The following is a 16,090-nucleotide window of genomic DNA, read 5'->3' as shown; positions in this document are numbered from 1 at the left end:
AGAAGCATTCCAGCCGCGCCGCAGTGTTGCGGCGCAATACCGCCAGCGCGGTGAAGGGGCTTACTGGCCTTCGCCGAACTTGTCGGCAATCAGGGCTTCCAGGGCGGTGAAGCATTCCTGCTCATCGGCGCCGTTGGTTTCCAGGGTGACGATGCTGCCCTTGCCGGCGGCCAGCATCATCACGCCCATGATGGACTTGGCATTGACGCGACGCTTGTTGAAGGTCAGCCAGACTTCGCTCTTGAATTTGCCGGCCAGTTGGGTCAGCTTGGCCGAGGCGCGTGCATGCAGGCCCAGCTTGTTGACGATTTCGAGTTCTTTTTGAATCATGTTCTGCTTTCGTTTTTATCGTATTGGCGCGGTTTGATGCAGCCGGGCAAGCAAGGTTCAGGCCGAGGCCGCCACCCGGATGCGGTTGTCGATCCGCACCGCACCATTCTGGCCCCCTGCCAGCGCCATTTCCACCACCACATCCAGCGTATCGTTACGGTAGGTCAGCGCCCGCAGCAGCATGGGCAGGCTGATGCCGGCGATCACCTGGACGTTGCCCAAGCCGCACAGGAAGCCCGTACAGTTGGAGGGCGTGCCGCCCATCACATCGGTGATGACCAGTACGCCGCTGCCATCATCGAGGCGTCCGACCGCCTCGATGGCCAGTTTTTGCACTTCCGCCGGGTTCTGGTCGGCGATCACGTCGATCGCCTCCATCCGTTCGGGGCGGCCGCGGAAAACGTGCGTGGCGGCGGCCAGGAAAGCTTGCCCCAGCGGGGCGTGCGTCAAGAGAAGAATACCAACCATGGAATTGTTGCCATCTGTTGCGACGCGCTTTTCCCCGAGCAGCCCGTCATGCTCTGTCGATCCCATTATCCGACCGACCCTGTAACCTCTGCTGCCCCTGCGGCTGCCTCCAGCGCGTCCACGAACATCGCCGCCACATCAAACCCGGTCTGCTGGGTAATTTCCTGGAAGCAGGTCGGGCTGGTGACGTTGATTTCGGTGAGATAGTCGCCGATAGCGTCCAATCCTACCAGTAACAGGCCACGTTGATACAAGATCGGCCCCAAAGCCTCGCCGATCTCGATGTCGCGAGCCGATGCCGGCTGCGCTTTGCCCAGACCGCCTGCGGCCAGGTTGCCGCGCACCTCGTTGCCCTGCGGAATGCGTGCCAGCACATTGGGCACCACCTTGCCGCCGATCAGGAGAATGCGCTTGTCGCCTGCGCTGATCTGGGGAATGAAACGCTGCGCCATGATCGTGCGTTGACCGTTGTCGGTCAGGGTTTCGATGATGGAGCCCAGATTCATGCCATCGGCCTTGACGCGGAAGATGCCCATGCCGCCCATGCCGTCGAGCGGCTTCAGGATCACGTCCTGGTGCTCGTCGTGGAAGGCGCGCAGGCGCTTGGCGTCGCGCGTGACCAGGGTCGGCGCGGTGTACTGCGGGAACTGGGCAATGGCCAGTTTCTCGTTGTGGCTGCGAATGGCAGCCGGCTTGTTGAATACGCGCGCCCCCTGCTTCTCGGCCAGCTCCAGCAAGTACGTCGTGTAGATGTACTCCATGTCGAAGGGCGGATCCTTGCGCACGATCACCGCATCGAATTCGGAGAGGAAGGACGACGCCGGCTTGTCGGCGCGGTACCAGTCATCGGCATCGCCGGTCAGCGTGATCTTGAAGGCATTGGCAGTCACCAGGCCGTTTTCCAGCACCAGGTCGCCCTGTTCGAAGGCGTAGATGCTGTGTCCGCGGCGTGCGGCCTCGCGCATCATGGCGAAGGTGGAATCCTTGTACGTCTTGAACGTATCCAGAGGATCGGCGAGGAAAGCGATTTTCATGAGGCTGGGGTCCTGTTGAGCCTGGCAAAGGCGCGATATTAATAAACTTCCGGGTTGGGGTCGGTCTTTTCCATCTCCACCGAGGCGGCCAGCAGCGCCAGTCGCGCCACCACGCCATACATGTAGAAACGGTTGGGCGCGGCCGTGCCCGGCTTGGCATGCATGTCAGGCAGGGCATGCTGCTGGGCGAACGCCAGCGGCACGAAATGCGCGCCGGGGGCGTTCAGGTTTTCGTTCACGCCACGTTCGGCGTGCACGCGGTAGAAACCGCCCACCACATAGCGGTCGATCATGTAGACCACCGGCTCGGCCACGGCCTGGTTGATGCGCTCGAAGGAGTGCACGCCTTCCTGCACGATCACTTCCGAGACTTCCAGGCCTTCCTTGCCGGCCAGCATGCCGGTGCGCTGCTTGCGGTTGAGGTCCTTGATCTCGCTGGCATCCTTGACCGCCATGATGCCCATGCCATAGGTGCCGGCATTGGCCTTGATGAAGACGAAGGGCTGTTCCTTGATGCCGTATTCCTTGTACTTCTTGCGGATCTTCGACAGCAGCGAGGACACGCTGTCGGCCAGCGCGTCGGTGCCGGTGTTCTCCTGGAAATCGATGTCGCTGACCTTGGCGAAGAGCGGGTTGAGCATCCAGGGGTCGACCTCGACCATTTTGGAAAACTTCTTCACCACTTCATCGTAGGCGGCAAAGTGGTTGCTCTTGCGGCGCAGCGCCCAGCCCGCGTGCAGCGGCGGCAGGACGCTTTGTTCATGCAGCCCTTCCAGCACCGAGGGAATGCCGCTGGAGAGGTCATTGTTGAGCAGCACCGTACAGGGGTCGAAGTTCTTCAGGCCCAGCCGGCGGCCGTTGGCCGAGCGCTCCAGCGGTTCCAGCGTAATGTGGGTGCCGTCGGGCAGTTCGATCTGCTGCGGCTTGCTCGCGCCCGCTGCCAGCGTACCCAGGCGCACGTTCAGCCCGGTCTGGCGGAAGATCTGCATCAGGCGGCCGATGTTCTGCAGGTAGAAGGTATTGCCGGGCTGGGTTTCCGGAATCAGTAGCAGGTTGCGTGCATCCGGGCAGTATTTCTCGATGGCCGCCATGGCCGCTTGCACCGCCAGCGGCAGCATTTCCGGCGAGAGGTTGTTGAAGCCGCCCGGGAACAGGTTGGTATCGACCGGCGCCAGCTTGAACCCGGCATTGCGCAGGTCCACCGAGCAATAGAAGGGCGGCGTGTGCTCCTGCCACTCCATGCGGAACCAGCGTTCGATGGCCGGCGTGGCACCCAGGATTTTCTTCTCCAGCTCCAGCAGGGGACCATTCAGAGCGGTGACGAGATGCGGGACCATAAAAGACCTTAACAATATGTAAATGCCGGCAGCGAGCTTCGATTTTAGCGGATTCCTGAAACCGTGTTGCGACGCAGTAGACGCCGCTGTTGCCATTTCAGCAAAGCCGGGATCCGGCCACGATCGCTGCAAAGGCGTGGCCGGGAGTGTTCACATGGCGATGATGGCGGCATTTTAAAGAGTCCGACTCAAATACTCGGGAATTATCCCCCTGCGACGCGGCAATGCATCAGGAAACCGCTTTACCTGAAGGAAATGGCAAAAAAACGACAGCTTGACTCCCTGGCAAGCTTGCATCCTCTTCATGTCGTGAAGCCTGCAAATGAAAAAAGGCACCCGAAGGTGCCTTGTAAAGAGGCCGTTTCCAGCCCCGAAGGAATACTGCAGACTCAGTACGACAGATGCTTAGTGGTAGGCCGATTCGCCGTGGCTGGAGATGTCCAGGCCTTCGCGTTCTTCTTCCTCGGTCACACGCAGGCCGATGACGACGTCGACGATCTTGTAGGCGATGAAGGAAACCACACCCGACAGGATCACGGTGGTCAGCACGCCCTGGAACTGGATCCAGACCTGGCCGCCGATGGAGTAATCCGGAGCAACGGCGTTGGCCACGTAGTCGTAGATGCCGGTGCCGCCCAGGCTGGGCGCTGCGAACACGCCGGTCAGGATGGCACCCAGGATGCCGCCCACGCCGTGCACGCCGAAGACGTCCAGTGCATCGTCCGAACCCAGGATCTTCTTCAGGCCGCTCACGCCCCACAGGCACAGCAGGCCGGCCAGCAGGCCCATGACTACGGCACCGATGACGCCCACGAAGCCGGCCGCCGGGGTGATCGCCACCAGACCGGCGACGGCACCCGAAGCAGCACCCAGCATGGAGGGCTTGCCCTTGCCGATCCATTCGCCGAAGCTCCAGGACAGGACCGCGGCAGCAGTGGCCAGGATGGTGTTGACGAAGGCCAGGGCAGCAGTGCCGTTGGCTTCCAGACCGGAGCCGGCGTTGAAGCCGAACCAGCCGAACCACAGCAGCGAGGCACCGACCATGGTCAGGGTCAGGCTATGCGGCTTGAAGGCTTCCTTGCCGAAACCGATACGCTTGCCGATCACGTAGGAACCCACCAGGCCGGCGATGGCGGCATTGATGTGCACCACGGTGCCACCAGCGTAATCCAGCGCGCCCTTCTGGAACAGCCAGCCCGAGATGGCGGTCGCCTTTTCAGCGGCGGCGGTATCGGTGAAGGCGTCCGGACCCGGCCAGAACCAGACCATGTGGGCCATCGGCAGGTAGGAGAAGGTGAACCACAGGATCGAGAACAGGATCACGGCGGAGAACTTCACGCGCTCGGCGAAGGCACCGATGATCAGCGCCACGGTGATGGCGGCGAACGCACCCTGGAAGGCGACGAAGACCAGTTCCGGAATGACCACGCCCTTGCTGAAGGTAGCGGTGTTGGAGTCACCGGTCAGGCCGTGCAGGAACAGGCGATCAAAGCCGCCGAAGAAGGCGCTGCCCTCGGTGAACGCGATGCTGTAGCCGTAGACGAACCACAGGATGTAGATCAGCGAGAAGATCATGAAGCACTGCATCAGCACCGACAGCATGTTCTTGCTGCGCACCAGGCCGCCGTAGAACAGGCCCAGGCCCGGCAGGGTCATCAGGATGACGAAAGCGGTACACACCAGCATCCAGGCAGTGTCGCCCTTGTTGGGGACCGGACCCGGAGCAGCAGCGGCTGCGGCCGGCGCTGCAGGGGCAGCGGCAGCCGGGGCAGCTGCTTCAGCCTTGGGCGCAGCCGGAGCGGCAGCGGCCGGGGCAGCGGCGGTGGCCGCTGCAGCTTCAGGCTTGGGCGCGTCCTGCGCCTGGGCCGGAGCGGTAAAACCTACCGCCAACAACAGCGCGCCAATGGCGAGCGCGCCGGAAAACATTTTCTTCATGCTCATTAGAATTCCCCTTTTTTACAGAGCGTCTTTACCGGTCTCGCCGGTACGGATACGGATCACGTCCAGCAAGTCCTGGACGAAGATCTTGCCGTCGCCGATCTTGCCGGTGCGGGCGGCGGTCTCGATGGCTTCCAGGGCGCGTTCGACGATGGCGTCGTCCACGGCGGCCTCGATCTTGGTCTTGGGCAGGAAATCCACCACATACTCGGCACCGCGATACAGCTCGGTATGGCCTTTCTGACGACCGAAGCCCTTGACTTCAGTCACGGTGATGCCTTGCACACCGATGGCCGAGAGGGCTTCACGCACCTCATCCAGCTTGAACGGTTTGATGATCGCAGTGATCAGTTTCATACGAACCTCTTGTTAGAAAGTTTTGCTGATGGAGAAGACGAAGCCGTTCTTGCCGACGTTCTTGGCGCCATCCGATGCCGGGGTGGTGGTCACGCCGTCCTTCAGGTCGGTACCGACGTAGGCCAGGCCCAGGGTGATGCCGGCTGCCTCGTCGAAGGTCTTGGACAGGCCGATCTTCCAGTCGGTGTAGCTGAAGTCGTTGGGGTTGCCGCGCACGCTCTGGTGACCGACATGCAGACCCAGCATCACGCCGTAGTAGGTCTCGATGTTGGCACCCAGGTCGAAGTACTGGCTGTACTTGCTGTTGACGGCGCCGAACAGGTTGGTCAGCGATTGCGAATACTTGAAGTAAGCCGGACCGTAGCCGACCTGGCCATACAGTTCGAAGGTGTTGGCGTTCTTGGCACCGCTGTTGGCCAGGGTGTTGCCCGGGTAGTAGTAGTACAGGCCGCCGACGTCATAGGTGAAGCCGCCGCCGATGTCGCCGCGCTTGCCGCCGTAGATGTCCCACTCGACGTCACCCTTGGTGTCGGTGCCGGTCAGGGTGCCGGCGTCCTTGATCCACTTGATGTTGGTCAGCCAGGTGCCGGCGTAGAGGCCGGTCGGGTTGTGCGTGTAGTCAGCGCCAACCTGCAGGGCCGGGTCAAAGCGGGTCTGGGTCAGGCCACGATAGCGGTAGTCGCTCACCACGGCAGCGTTGAAGCTCAGTTCATTATCCGGCTTGGCGTCTTCTGCGCGGGCCACGGTAGAAACGAAGGATGCGGCGATGGCTGTTGCAAGAATCAGTTTCTTCATGACTTTCCCTCTGGTTTATGTTTTAACAATAAAGTCGGTTTTTTTGTCTTTGCCCAGACTCATTAGCAGGAGCCGTGCCATGTCCGTTCGGCAAGGCAGACTTGTCTTTTTGCGTGAAACCAGAGATTTGCAACGATTTTTTTCGAGATCAGCTTCAAAATAGTGCATGCGGCACTCAAATGCACGCTGCTGGTGCGATATTGATGGTTTTTTATCAATCCTGCATCAAACGCGGCGAACACATTTTGGTGCGCGGGTGGCGGGCGAAGCAAAGATCACCAAGTCGGAGCATTTCCTGCAGGAAAATTCACTGCATTTCAGCGCGTTTTCTGCCCGTTTTGAAGCGCTGGCCGGCACCTGTTGGCAAAAATGCGGTCTCAGCAGGACATCCCGGTAGGAGGATGGGCGGGAAACCGCTAAACTTGCAGTACAGCTATCTGCCAAGGAGATCCGACATGGACAAGCCCCCATTTTTTGAAGACCTGCAATCCAAGATCAACAAGGCGATCGAGAACTCTCCGGCCAAGGACATCGAGAAGAACGTCAAGGCCATGCTGAGTCAGGGTTTTGCCAAGCTGGACCTGGTCACGCGCGAGGAATTCGACGTCCAGGCCCAGGTACTGGCCAAGACCCGTGCCCGCCTGGAGGCGCTGGAAGCGCGTGTTGCCGAGCTTGAGGCTCAGCAAAAACAGACTCCATGACCCTGGCCCGGACACTTTTCTCTTTCCCTCCCCCTTCCCTTCTTTCTGCTGACCAGCTGCCGGGTTCATCGCGATGAGCCTGGCAGTCTTGCGCAGCCGCGCCCTGGCCGGCATGAGCGCCCCGCCGGTGACGGTCGAGGTGCATCTGGCCAATGGCTTGCCGGCCTTCACCATCGTTGGACTCCCCGAGGCCGAGGTGAAGGAAGCCAAGGACCGCGTCCGGGCGGCGCTGCAAAACGCCCGGTTTGAATTCCCCGCCCGCCGCATTTCATGTTGTCAACCGTAAAATCAAGAAAAATGAACTTGATAGACGCCTTGAAGGAAGGACGTAACGTCTTCGCTTCCAAGAGCGCTATGGGAGGCGTACGCCCATAAAAAGGTGAACTGCTGCGTTTATCAGCCCATCTGTAAGGGAGTGATTTCAGCGGTGCCCGGCTTGTTGAACTTATCTAACCCGGGGCCACGTATCATGGAAGATGTGTGGTGACCTACCTAGAAGAGCCTGCTTTCAAAGCAGAGTGATGTGCATTGCAATACACCTGAATAAGGTCATGGAGCGTCGCTCGATGCTTAGGGGAAAGAGAGCGCATCTTTGTTAGCAAAATCGGATCAGGGAAGGCGGATTGCAGATCCGTCGGCGCAAAAAGCGTCCATACGGGAACATTAAAAAATGCCGCGAAATTATCAATTTGATCGAGCGAGGTATTCAGCCGCCCATTCTCGTATCGCGAAATGGTTTCGATTTCAACACATAGCGCGGCAGCTAGTTGGTGCTGCGTGAGAGAACGTGCCTTTCGAAGTGCGGCGATGTTCCGACCAAGGGATTTGGCCGCAGAAACAGGCAGTTTTTGATCTTCGGTCTTTTTCATGTGCAAGCTCAGTGGCTTGCACATGGTCTCCTCATTCCCACCCGCAGAACAGGGCTCATCAAATCAATATTATTGACTTGCTGAATCAACTTCATCTAGTATCCGTGCGTTTCTTACGCAACAGAAAGGCCGCCCAGGCGACGACGCTAGGGCGGTTTCTCGCCAACTATGTTCATTACATTTCCCTCTTGGCAGGTCCAAGGTGTGCCACGCACGTTGATCGCGCCTGCGATACCTTGGAATTCCGCTTTGCTGGATGTCAGCCAACCATGTTTCTTGGTGTCGCCAAAAATTGATTCTCCTATTCCGCAAACGCATCTGCGATTGTTCTCGGACATTGATGAACTACTCACACACGTACGGGACGAGCGCGATGACACCTGCAATGTATATGTCTTGTCCTATTTAAAAGACCGTTTATCCATCTCAGTAGTGACCGGTATTGGTTCTTATCCATGCCCAAGAACTGGCATTAAACTAAGAGTCTTCTTTGACGACAGTAATCAGCCGCAACCAGCTCATAGCGCGCAGCCACAATTTTCAAAGCACCTTGCTTTTGCAATTGACGCGAAATTTGCAAGACCCCAATGATTATGTATCCAGAGCTTAATGGGTATTAAGATGAAATTAGATCGATTCACGGACGTTGATTTGTCCACCGCGCTGCGTACGCTGCACAAACTTGCCTTGCAAGAAGGAGACCTTGGGCGTGACTATTGGATGCAAATTTCGGAGCTACTCAAGGATGCCGCGAGCTATAAGCAAAGGGCGTTGATTGCAGAAGAAAAACTGAGAAAAAAACGACTCCATACTACTTCGCATCGATGTGACAGCAGAGGTGTTGATTTGCTCGCCGATTTGACCCTCTCTAACTGACCCGCCTTCCAGTGCCTGCTAAAGGCCGCCACACGGTCATACGACCCCTCATAACCAAGCTCCCTTAACTCCAGGAACATCTGTTTCAGGGTCCGTCTTTGCTTACGGGATTTGACCAACTCTGAGCTCAGCCACGCGGAAAGCCTGGGGGCATATGCATCCAAAGAGCTCGGTGAATGCCTGCTGGCATAGGAAGGTTCGATCGCCTCTGATCGAATGTAGCGACGAACCGTGTTTCGGGAAATGTCCAACCTGCGGGCGATTTCCCGGATCGAGACGCGATCTCTGATGTACCAGCGTCGAATGATTCCAAGTAGGGCCACGTCTATCACTCCGTTCTCCCGCTCGATGTCATGAGCAGGATTGTGGTCTAAACATGGGTCAACTTAGGATGCAAATTTCCGGGGAAACTGGGTCAGTTTTCAATGCAAATCAACAAGTTCTCGCAATTCCCTTCCCACGCTGCAAAGGGCTGGTGTAGAACCGCTTTAATTCGCCGTAGTGCTGCTGTAAAACGATCGCACCACATGCAACCGCCTGGCCGTCGTCGTCGCGGACAACAGCAAACAAAACGTTGGCGCTCGCAAGAGCGTCGAGATCAATGCCGTGATGGCTTTCTGCAGGGTAAAGCGGGACCTGATACGCGTCCAGTTCCTCAATAAGTTTTATGACCTCCTCTTGCCGAGGATCTTCGAGCGAAATTCTCATTAATTTGTGTTCCTGATTAGCTGTGCTAGCCATTGGCATTTTCAATACTAGGTGCTCTCGCTCCAACGACTGAACATAACCAATATTTTGAAATCCGCATTTCTCTAAAACGCGTAATGATCCTGTATTGGCTGGCATCGCGAAGGCATGAAGTTCGCCAATATGACACGTATGAAAGGCGTATTGAGATGCTGTCTGCACCAGTTCTGATGCGTATCCTCGCCGCCACTTGTCGGGGGAGAAGGCATAAATAACTTCAATTCCCCACCCTGGTTCGTCTGGATCGGTACAAAGGCCTCCCCAGCCGATAACTTTGAAATCTCTTCGATCACGAACCACCCAAGGCGCGAAGCCATTGGAGGAGCGTTGTGATTCAAAACTGCGAAGCCGCCGCAAAAGGGCTTCGGGAGATTGGGCTTTATGCGTGAACTGCATCGCCTGCTGATCGCTCATGAAGCTGAAAATCGCGCTGAGATCTCTATCCTGAAAGTCTTGAAGAGCGAGTCGAGATGTGAAAATCATTGGTACGGTTAAATGCCTTGTTGCCAACGTTAATAGCGAACATTTTGGCATAAGGGCTCGAATGTCATCATGGACCAAACATCGACGTGGTTGGATGTCCACTTCTGGCCGAATGCTGGCATGACCCGCTAATCATGTCGGGCGAATGGATGGTACGGCGTCGTGACACAGCTTTGTTCGACTCTGAAGAGAAGTAATACATCAATGCTGGTGCTGGTGCTGGTGATGTGTATCTGGGAAGTGATCGTGTGTGTGTAATGCGCGATTGATGATGCTTGTGGGTGTGTTTCGTCCCGGGAGCCATGGGAGCATCATGGGTGTGAGCATGGTGCAAATCATCATGAGTGTGCTCATGTTCATGCTCCATTACCTCATGAGTATGCTCGTGAGCATGACGCTCAGTGAGATGAAGGTAAATGCCGAACGCCATTAATGCGCCAGCTATGAGAAGTTGAGGCGTCAGGGCTTCACCACCGGCAAGTGCTAAGACCGCGCCAAGAAATGGCGCCGCAGAGAAGTAAGTGCCGGTTCGCGCAGTACCCAGATGCCGCAGGGCTACCACGAACAATGTCAGGCTGACGCCATAGGAAAGGAAGCCCAGAGCCATGGTTTCCGCTATGACAGAGATGTTCGGGAGGCGCGCGTTCATTGCTATGGCGATCACCAGATTCGTTAATCCCGCCGAGAGCCCTTTCACACTAGCGACCCAGGAGCCGTCAGCCGTCGACACCTTGCGTGTGAGATTATTGTCGATGCCCCATGCAAAACATGCGCCTAGAATCGCCAGCGATGGCCAAATCTGGACATGACTCAGTTCACGTGGAAGGCTTAGAACCACTGCGCCAATCACGATCGCCACCATGCCGATCGCTATGCGTCGGTCAAAATTCTCTTTGCTGCCGTTAGGCCAATCATCAGGAGTACAGGTGCTATGACCCCGCCGAAGGCAATGGCACCAGCAAGCCAACCTATTTCATTGCGTTGAAGAGAAGTCTTTTGGGCGCCGACGACCTTCCTGTAGATGAATAGCCCCACCCCTGAGCCAAGGTACAGGAGGGCGGCAATCATCCAAGGTGAGTTACCTTCGAGGAGGGGCTTGGCGATCGGCGTGGCAGCTCCGAAAAGCAAGGCTGCGGCCAGAGCTGCTTTGACTCCAGGCGCGGAGATAGTGGTCCACAGTTTCATTGCATTCTCGCTTCAGAAATTGGTTCTTTCTGGCATTTCTTTCACGACAGTGTACGTGCCGCCGAATGAAGCACGCTAGGGTAAGCGATCAGCGCCGTCTGACGGCATTGCTCAAACTTACTAAGGAAGGTTTTCTGGACCTCAAGATTTGCTAGCAGATGGCGACTGATTGAACGTCATCGTCCGCGGTAAGTAAGGGAGCCCGTTTATTCTCCTAAGTCCATTAGAGAAGTCTTCGCTCAAGAATGCGTCACTCATGATGTCTCTGGAGGCGGAGTAATAACGCGATTCGATATTGAGCAGTCCCATCATAGTGTGCTCAAGGTGATCCGTCTGATACGGCCGATTTTCCAAAATTGCCTTATCCACAGCATTTGCGCCTGAGAAAGATCTCATCCAAAGGAGCATCGGTATCTCATATCCAGAGGCGTCTACTGCAGACTGGCCCGCATGATCCCTTGTGTGCCCGACCTCCTGACCGTGGTCTGCGCTATACAAGAGACTTACCGCACCGAAGTTAGCCGCCATAGTACTCTTGATCATACTTGCCACGACAAAGTCGCTATAAGCGATGGCATTGTCATACTCATTACGCAATTGGCGGATCCAAAGCGACCGTCCGGCGGCGGATAGTTGGTCTGTGACGGTATCGCTGACATCGTCGAATTTTGCGTACGACCTCGGGTAGCGCATGTCGTATGTCGGGTGGGCCCCAAGTAGATGAACGACAATCAGCTTCTTGGGCGCAGGATTAACCAGAGCAGCATTAAATCCCGGCAGTAGATTTCCATCGAAATTGTTCTCGCCACGGCCAGCTCCTTTATTGATGAACAGCTTTTCGTCGGCCCGCCCCGACACAAGACCGAGCCACCCGTCATTTGGGACCTGGTTGGATATCCAGAACGTCTTGTAGCCTGCTTCTTCGGCTAGCATTAACACGTCCGGTTTGCTGTCCCAATCATCCGGGGAAGCCAGATCAGCTGGCGTGAACATCTTCATCAATGACGACATCGTGGCCGGCTCAGATGAAATCACGTCCTGGAATACGATTAACTGATTGCGCAGTGCATCCAGCATAGGGGTAGTTCTACGCTCATAGCCGTAGAGCGACATGTTGCTACGGTTGGTGCTCTCGCCAATGATCCAGACGACGGTGTTGCTGGCCGGTCCGGTGTACCGCACTTTCCATTCGGACCGTTTGGCCATGTTGCGCGCTATGTTCTGCTGCATGTCTTGCGCCTGCTTTAGCTGCGCACGGTAGTCCATGTATCGAATCGGCCAGAATAGCGCCGGATTCTCCTTTGCCATGGTGGGATTGAAGTGCAGCGCCAGGAATGAGCTAAGTAGGAGAGCGATGCTTGCAAATCCGGATCTACGCAGCACACTAACCGGCAATCGAGCTTCTCTGAAAGAGAGGCATTTCTCGAACCAGAAAGTACAGGCACTTATGACCAGAAACGTCGAGGTGGCTTTAGCCACTTCGCGCCAATTGTGCAGGAAGAATTCGCTGCCTTCGCCAGGATTTGTATTAAAAACAGCGTGCAGAACGAGAACAGGATTCGGCCGCAGGCCAAAGTATTCTCGCAGAAAGCCTTTTAGTGCTGCGTCCAGGAAGAATAGAAAGAGGATGCCAAGACTGACAGCTGTCAGCCATCGCGGTCGCGACCGGAAATAAGGAAGTGCGATAAAGAGGCCTGCTATGCCTGGTAGGCTTGTGGCCATCAAGACCGTGCTTTTGGCAAATTCATTGGCGCTGATCATGCCGACCGCCCAAAATGTCACCAGTCCGCCAATGCCCAAGAGCAGTCGGTAGCCAAGTCGTTTCAACTTAAAGTACTCACAAGGTAGATTTGGATTGACGAGCACTTATGGCTTCGTCTGCGATATGGACATCAGGCGCTTTTGGCGCACTTGGATTTGGCTTCTTTGGGAAATGTCAGGCTGAATATTGTTCGTTCGCCTTGGATGCTTTTGACCGAGGCTTCTCCACCGTGCAATGTCATGATCGAGCGCACGATCGCCAAGCCAAGTCCGCTTGATCCACTAGAACTGCTGCGCGATGGATCCGCCCGATAAAATCGATCAAAGATCCGCCCAACCACTTCAGCTGGAATACCTTCTCCTGGGTTGGAGACAGTCAGGATTGTGACGTCACCGATATCTGTCGCTTCGACTCGAATAGTTCGCTCCGCGGGAGTGTATCGGATGGCATTTGCAATCAGGTTGCCCAGAGCTCTGCGCAACAGCATTGGATCGGCAAAGATCTCCCCTGTGCCGCCGACTACAATTTTTACTCTGGCATCCTCTGCGATACCCTCGAAATAGTCTGAAATCTTAGCCAGTTCATCTTCGACGCTGAGCGCTTGAATCTTCACCGCAACATGTGCATTTTCTGCTCTCGCGAGGAACAGTATGCTCTCCATCATCCTGGCCAAACGTTCATACTCTTCGATATTGGAGCTGAGCAGGCCTTGATACTCCTCAAGGGTGCGCTGCTTACCAAGCGCGACCTGCGTCTGAACCATGAGATTGTTGAGTGGAGTGCGCAGGTCGTGCGCGAGGTCCGCTGAGAACTGAGTTAACTGTTCAAAGCTACGATGCAGCCGGTCCAACATCGCATTGAATGACTCTACGATCTCGTGCAGCTCTTTGGGCGCCGACCGAATGTCTAGTCGGGTGTCAAGGCGATTGGCTGAGACAGCATGTGTTTGTGCAGCCATGAGACGTAGTGGTTGCAGGCCGCTGCGAACGAGAAAGAAACTCAGGATTGTCGCTAGAAGGGTGCCGATGGCCGCTGCGTACCAGACCTCTGTACGGTAGTCCGCCAGTAACTCCATGCGATCCGATGCCGTGCGTGCCACAACTACCAAAGTCTTCTCACCCGTACTTGTCGTGGGTCTGCTAGCGATGAAGCGCGCACTATTGCCTCCCAGAATAAAGCTCTGAAGAGTGTTGAATTGGGCTGTCTTCAGGCTGTTGAAAAGAGGGAAGCCCTCTTCCGCCGGACCCTCATAGTTTTTCAGAATGGTGGCACCTGCTGAGTCCGTTATGAGCACCAGAAGCTGATCGTGGCCGCTAATGGTGTCCAACATAGCGTGCTTATTGGCCTTGATTCTTTCGATCGAGTTCGCTTCCTGAATTAGGTGATCAATGGAGCGGCTCTTTCCGATCAGTTCTTCGTCATCTCGGCGTTCAAGCTGGACGTAAAGAGAGTGATAGAGGTAAGTGCCAACTGCTGAGAAGGTGACGACTGCGACTAGTGCAAACAATGTTACTAGGCGAGATGTCATCGAGGCTGGATTCTTGGCGATCAATTTCGAGCCTCAAAGACGTATCCCATGCCCCAGACGGTATGAAGCAATTTATTGTCAAAGCCATCGTCTAGTTTCGCCCGCAGCCGGCGAACTGCGACGTCAACCACATTGGTGTCACTGTCGAAGTTCATATCCCATACCTGTGAGGCGATTTGGGGCCGAGAAAGAACTTCGCCTGGCCGGCGGATCAACATGTGCAGCAAAGCAAACTCTTTGGCGGTCAGATCAACGCGCTGTCCATGGCGAGTCACCTTCCTTCGTAGTACGTCCAGCTGGACATCGGCATACTCGATTATGTCGGATTCCCGGCTCGGTCCACGGCGCAACAGTGTGCGTACCCTGGCGAGTAGCTCTGTAAATGCAAATGGTTTGACCAGGTAGTCATCAGCACCCAGCTCAAGCCCTTTTACACGGTCCTCGATTTCATCACGTGCCGTGAGGAATAGTACGGGGGTATCGTGGGTGCGGCGCAATTCTCGCAAAATATCCCAGCCATTCATGCCAGGCAACATCACATCCAGAATAATGAGCTTGTATTCCAGCGTTCGTGCGTTGTGCAAGCCGTCTACCCCTGACTGAACCCAGTCGACGACAAAACCTGACTCGGTCAGGCCGCGCCGTAGGTAGTCTCCAGATTTTGGTTCGTCTTCTACTAGCAAGATGTGCATGATTTTAATCCCATCGAAAACGTCAATATTCTGAATCAGCCGGCTTCGGTATTCATTACAAATCTGTAATAACTGGGCAATCTTTCTGTTCGCACCCCCTCCGTAGAATCCATTCCAACGATTCGCCATACAAGGAGTTGGCGATCGAACCGCCTAGATCAGGCGACTTTTTTTCAACTTCCATTCTAGGAGAAATGTCATGAAAGCAACCCAAATCCTCTTCGGCGCCATGGTTACCGTTCTGTCGGTGTCCGCCTTCGCACAATCTACTGTCAAGACCGAGGCTGAGCGTGATCAAGCTAACCTCAACGCGCGCAACAACTACCCAGTGATCAAGTTCGAAAGTACCAAGACCCGTGCTGACGTGGTTGCCGAGCTGGAAGCTGCACGCCTGGGCAAGCCGGCGTCGACCACCTCGGTCAAGCCAGATGTTGCCGGCAGCCCGACCCAAAGCAAGGCCTTTGACTCGTCGCTGTACAACGGTGCATAATCGCCGCCGATTAATGGCCATGTTGCACATTAACCTCATAGCTGCCGATCGGCTCGGTCGGTAGCTATAATCCTTCTCATCATGCGCGCACTGATTATCTTGCTTGCTTTGTTGTTGCCGATGCAGCTCTCTTGGGCGGCGATGGCCTCATATTGTCAAGCGGAAAATGATCGAGTGCCGACGCATTTGGGGCACCACGAACATCCGTCAGCAAAGGCCGATGATCACGCGGGGTCCGAAAAATCGAAGACCAGCGACAGCGATGTCGGTTGCTCTTTGTGTCATTTTTCTTGCATGAAATCGGTGCAGATCTACAACTCCAGTGTGATCGTTCCCCCGGCTGCCGAGCAGAAGTCGCATCCGAGCTACTTTCCCCATCCCACTTCTCACATAGCCGATGGGCCCGATAAGCCCAATTGGCAGCTCGCCGCTTAACTCGGCGAGGACAATCCGCATACACAACTGCTCTCGCCGAATTCCCCTTTTTATCACCGGAGA

Annotated in this window: 19 protein-coding genes and 1 pseudogene; 5 read left to right on the top strand and 15 right to left on the bottom strand. The window is 56.0% G+C overall.

What is annotated here, in order from left to right; translation table 11 throughout:
• Positions 1–60: 60 nt before the first annotated feature.
• From E2K99_RS00655 to E2K99_RS00625, 7 genes are all read right to left on the bottom strand, one after another.
• A complete protein-coding gene (locus E2K99_RS00655) occupies positions 61–330 on the bottom strand; it encodes an HPr family phosphocarrier protein (RefSeq protein ID WP_034335020.1) in 270 nt (89 codons plus the stop codon).
• A gap of 57 nt (positions 331–387) precedes the next feature.
• Positions 388–798 (bottom strand): PTS sugar transporter subunit IIA, encoded by a 411-nt coding sequence (locus tag E2K99_RS00650; protein ID WP_008334083.1) that lies wholly within the window; start codon positions 796–798, stop codon positions 388–390.
• Positions 799–863: 65 nt separating this feature from the next.
• Complete coding sequence (gshB, locus tag E2K99_RS00645; protein WP_134221044.1) at positions 864–1,832, bottom strand: glutathione synthase; 969 nt, start codon at positions 1,830–1,832, stop codon at positions 864–866.
• 38 nt (positions 1,833–1,870) lie between these two features.
• Positions 1,871–3,169 (bottom strand): glutamate--cysteine ligase, encoded by a 1,299-nt coding sequence (gshA, locus tag E2K99_RS00640; protein ID WP_134221043.1) that lies wholly within the window; start codon positions 3,167–3,169, stop codon positions 1,871–1,873.
• Between the two features lie 405 nt (positions 3,170–3,574).
• Positions 3,575–5,110 (bottom strand): ammonium transporter, encoded by a 1,536-nt coding sequence (locus E2K99_RS00635; protein WP_121037225.1) that lies wholly within the window; start codon positions 5,108–5,110, stop codon positions 3,575–3,577.
• 15 nt (positions 5,111–5,125) lie between these two features.
• Positions 5,126–5,464 (bottom strand): P-II family nitrogen regulator, encoded by a 339-nt coding sequence (locus E2K99_RS00630; protein WP_006713297.1) that lies wholly within the window; start codon positions 5,462–5,464, stop codon positions 5,126–5,128.
• Positions 5,465–5,476: 12 nt separating this feature from the next.
• Complete coding sequence (locus E2K99_RS00625) at positions 5,477–6,259, bottom strand: TorF family putative porin (RefSeq protein WP_034334997.1); 783 nt, start codon at positions 6,257–6,259, stop codon at positions 5,477–5,479.
• A 455-nt stretch (positions 6,260–6,714) separates the two neighbouring features.
• Here E2K99_RS00625 and E2K99_RS00620 point away from each other — a divergent pair, with 455 nt between their 5' ends.
• Together E2K99_RS00620 and E2K99_RS00615 are read left to right on the top strand one after the other, a co-directional pair.
• Positions 6,715–6,960 carry an accessory factor UbiK family protein gene (locus tag E2K99_RS00620; RefSeq protein WP_008334075.1) on the top strand — a complete coding sequence of 82 codons (246 nt, stop codon included), beginning with the start codon at positions 6,715–6,717 and terminating at the stop codon, positions 6,958–6,960.
• Between the two features lie 73 nt (positions 6,961–7,033).
• Entirely contained in the window at positions 7,034–7,246 is a 213-nt protein-coding gene (locus tag E2K99_RS00615) for a magnesium chelatase domain-containing protein (protein WP_134221042.1), read from the top strand.
• Positions 7,247–7,448: 202 nt separating this feature from the next.
• Here the strand turns inward: E2K99_RS00615 and E2K99_RS00610 are convergent, their stop codons facing one another.
• Positions 7,449–7,829: a helix-turn-helix domain-containing protein gene (locus E2K99_RS00610; protein WP_134221041.1), complete on the bottom strand. Its 381-nt coding sequence runs from the start codon at positions 7,827–7,829 to the stop codon at positions 7,449–7,451.
• Between the two features lie 621 nt (positions 7,830–8,450).
• Between E2K99_RS00610 and E2K99_RS25745 the strand changes: the two genes are divergently transcribed.
• The gene (locus E2K99_RS25745) at positions 8,451–8,705 is read left to right on the top strand and encodes a hypothetical protein (RefSeq protein ID WP_240733938.1); all 255 of its coding nucleotides are present in this window, start codon (positions 8,451–8,453) and stop codon (positions 8,703–8,705) included.
• Between the two features lie 221 nt (positions 8,706–8,926).
• Here the strand turns inward: E2K99_RS25745 and E2K99_RS25740 are convergent.
• The 7 genes and pseudogenes from E2K99_RS25740 to E2K99_RS00575 all read right to left on the bottom strand — a co-directional run.
• Positions 8,927–9,028: pseudogene (locus E2K99_RS25740) on the bottom strand (helix-turn-helix domain-containing protein); the annotation flags it as partial.
• Between the two features lie 109 nt (positions 9,029–9,137).
• The gene (locus tag E2K99_RS00595; RefSeq protein WP_166675023.1) at positions 9,138–9,935 is read right to left on the bottom strand and encodes a GNAT family N-acetyltransferase; all 798 of its coding nucleotides are present in this window, start codon (positions 9,933–9,935) and stop codon (positions 9,138–9,140) included.
• 67 nt (positions 9,936–10,002) lie between these two features.
• Positions 10,003–10,797, bottom strand: a complete 795-nt coding sequence (locus E2K99_RS26150; protein WP_338033882.1) for a DMT family transporter — start codon at positions 10,795–10,797, stop codon at positions 10,003–10,005.
• An 8-nt stretch (positions 10,798–10,805) separates the two neighbouring features.
• On the bottom strand, positions 10,806–11,120 hold the full coding sequence (locus E2K99_RS26145; RefSeq protein ID WP_338033881.1) for an EamA family transporter: 315 nt from the start codon (positions 11,118–11,120) through the stop codon (positions 10,806–10,808).
• A gap of 141 nt (positions 11,121–11,261) precedes the next feature.
• Positions 11,262–12,986, bottom strand: a complete 1,725-nt coding sequence (locus tag E2K99_RS00585) for a phosphoethanolamine transferase (protein WP_240733826.1) — start codon at positions 12,984–12,986, stop codon at positions 11,262–11,264.
• Positions 12,987–13,012: 26 nt separating this feature from the next.
• Complete coding sequence (locus E2K99_RS00580) at positions 13,013–14,434, bottom strand: heavy metal sensor histidine kinase (RefSeq protein WP_240733825.1); 1,422 nt, start codon at positions 14,432–14,434, stop codon at positions 13,013–13,015.
• Positions 14,431–15,102, bottom strand: a complete 672-nt coding sequence (locus E2K99_RS00575) for a heavy metal response regulator transcription factor (protein ID WP_134221039.1) — start codon at positions 15,100–15,102, stop codon at positions 14,431–14,433. Before E2K99_RS00575 ends, E2K99_RS00580 begins: the two co-directional genes overlap by 4 nt.
• A 199-nt stretch (positions 15,103–15,301) precedes the next feature.
• Between E2K99_RS00575 and E2K99_RS00570 the strand changes: the two genes are divergently transcribed.
• Positions 15,302–15,592, top strand: coding sequence for a DUF4148 domain-containing protein (locus tag E2K99_RS00570; RefSeq protein WP_134221038.1), 291 nt, complete (start codon positions 15,302–15,304; stop codon positions 15,590–15,592).
• An 81-nt stretch (positions 15,593–15,673) separates the two neighbouring features.
• Positions 15,674–16,027 carry a cobalt transporter gene (locus E2K99_RS00565; protein WP_134221037.1) on the top strand — a complete coding sequence of 118 codons (354 nt, stop codon included), beginning with the start codon at positions 15,674–15,676 and terminating at the stop codon, positions 16,025–16,027.
• Positions 16,028–16,090: the final 63 nt, after the last annotated feature.

It is taken from the genome of Herbaspirillum huttiense (assembly GCF_004367745.1).
Lineage (GTDB): Bacteria > Pseudomonadota > Gammaproteobacteria > Burkholderiales > Burkholderiaceae_D > Herbaspirillum > Herbaspirillum huttiense.
This window is presented reverse-complemented; position numbering and strand designations above follow the sequence as displayed.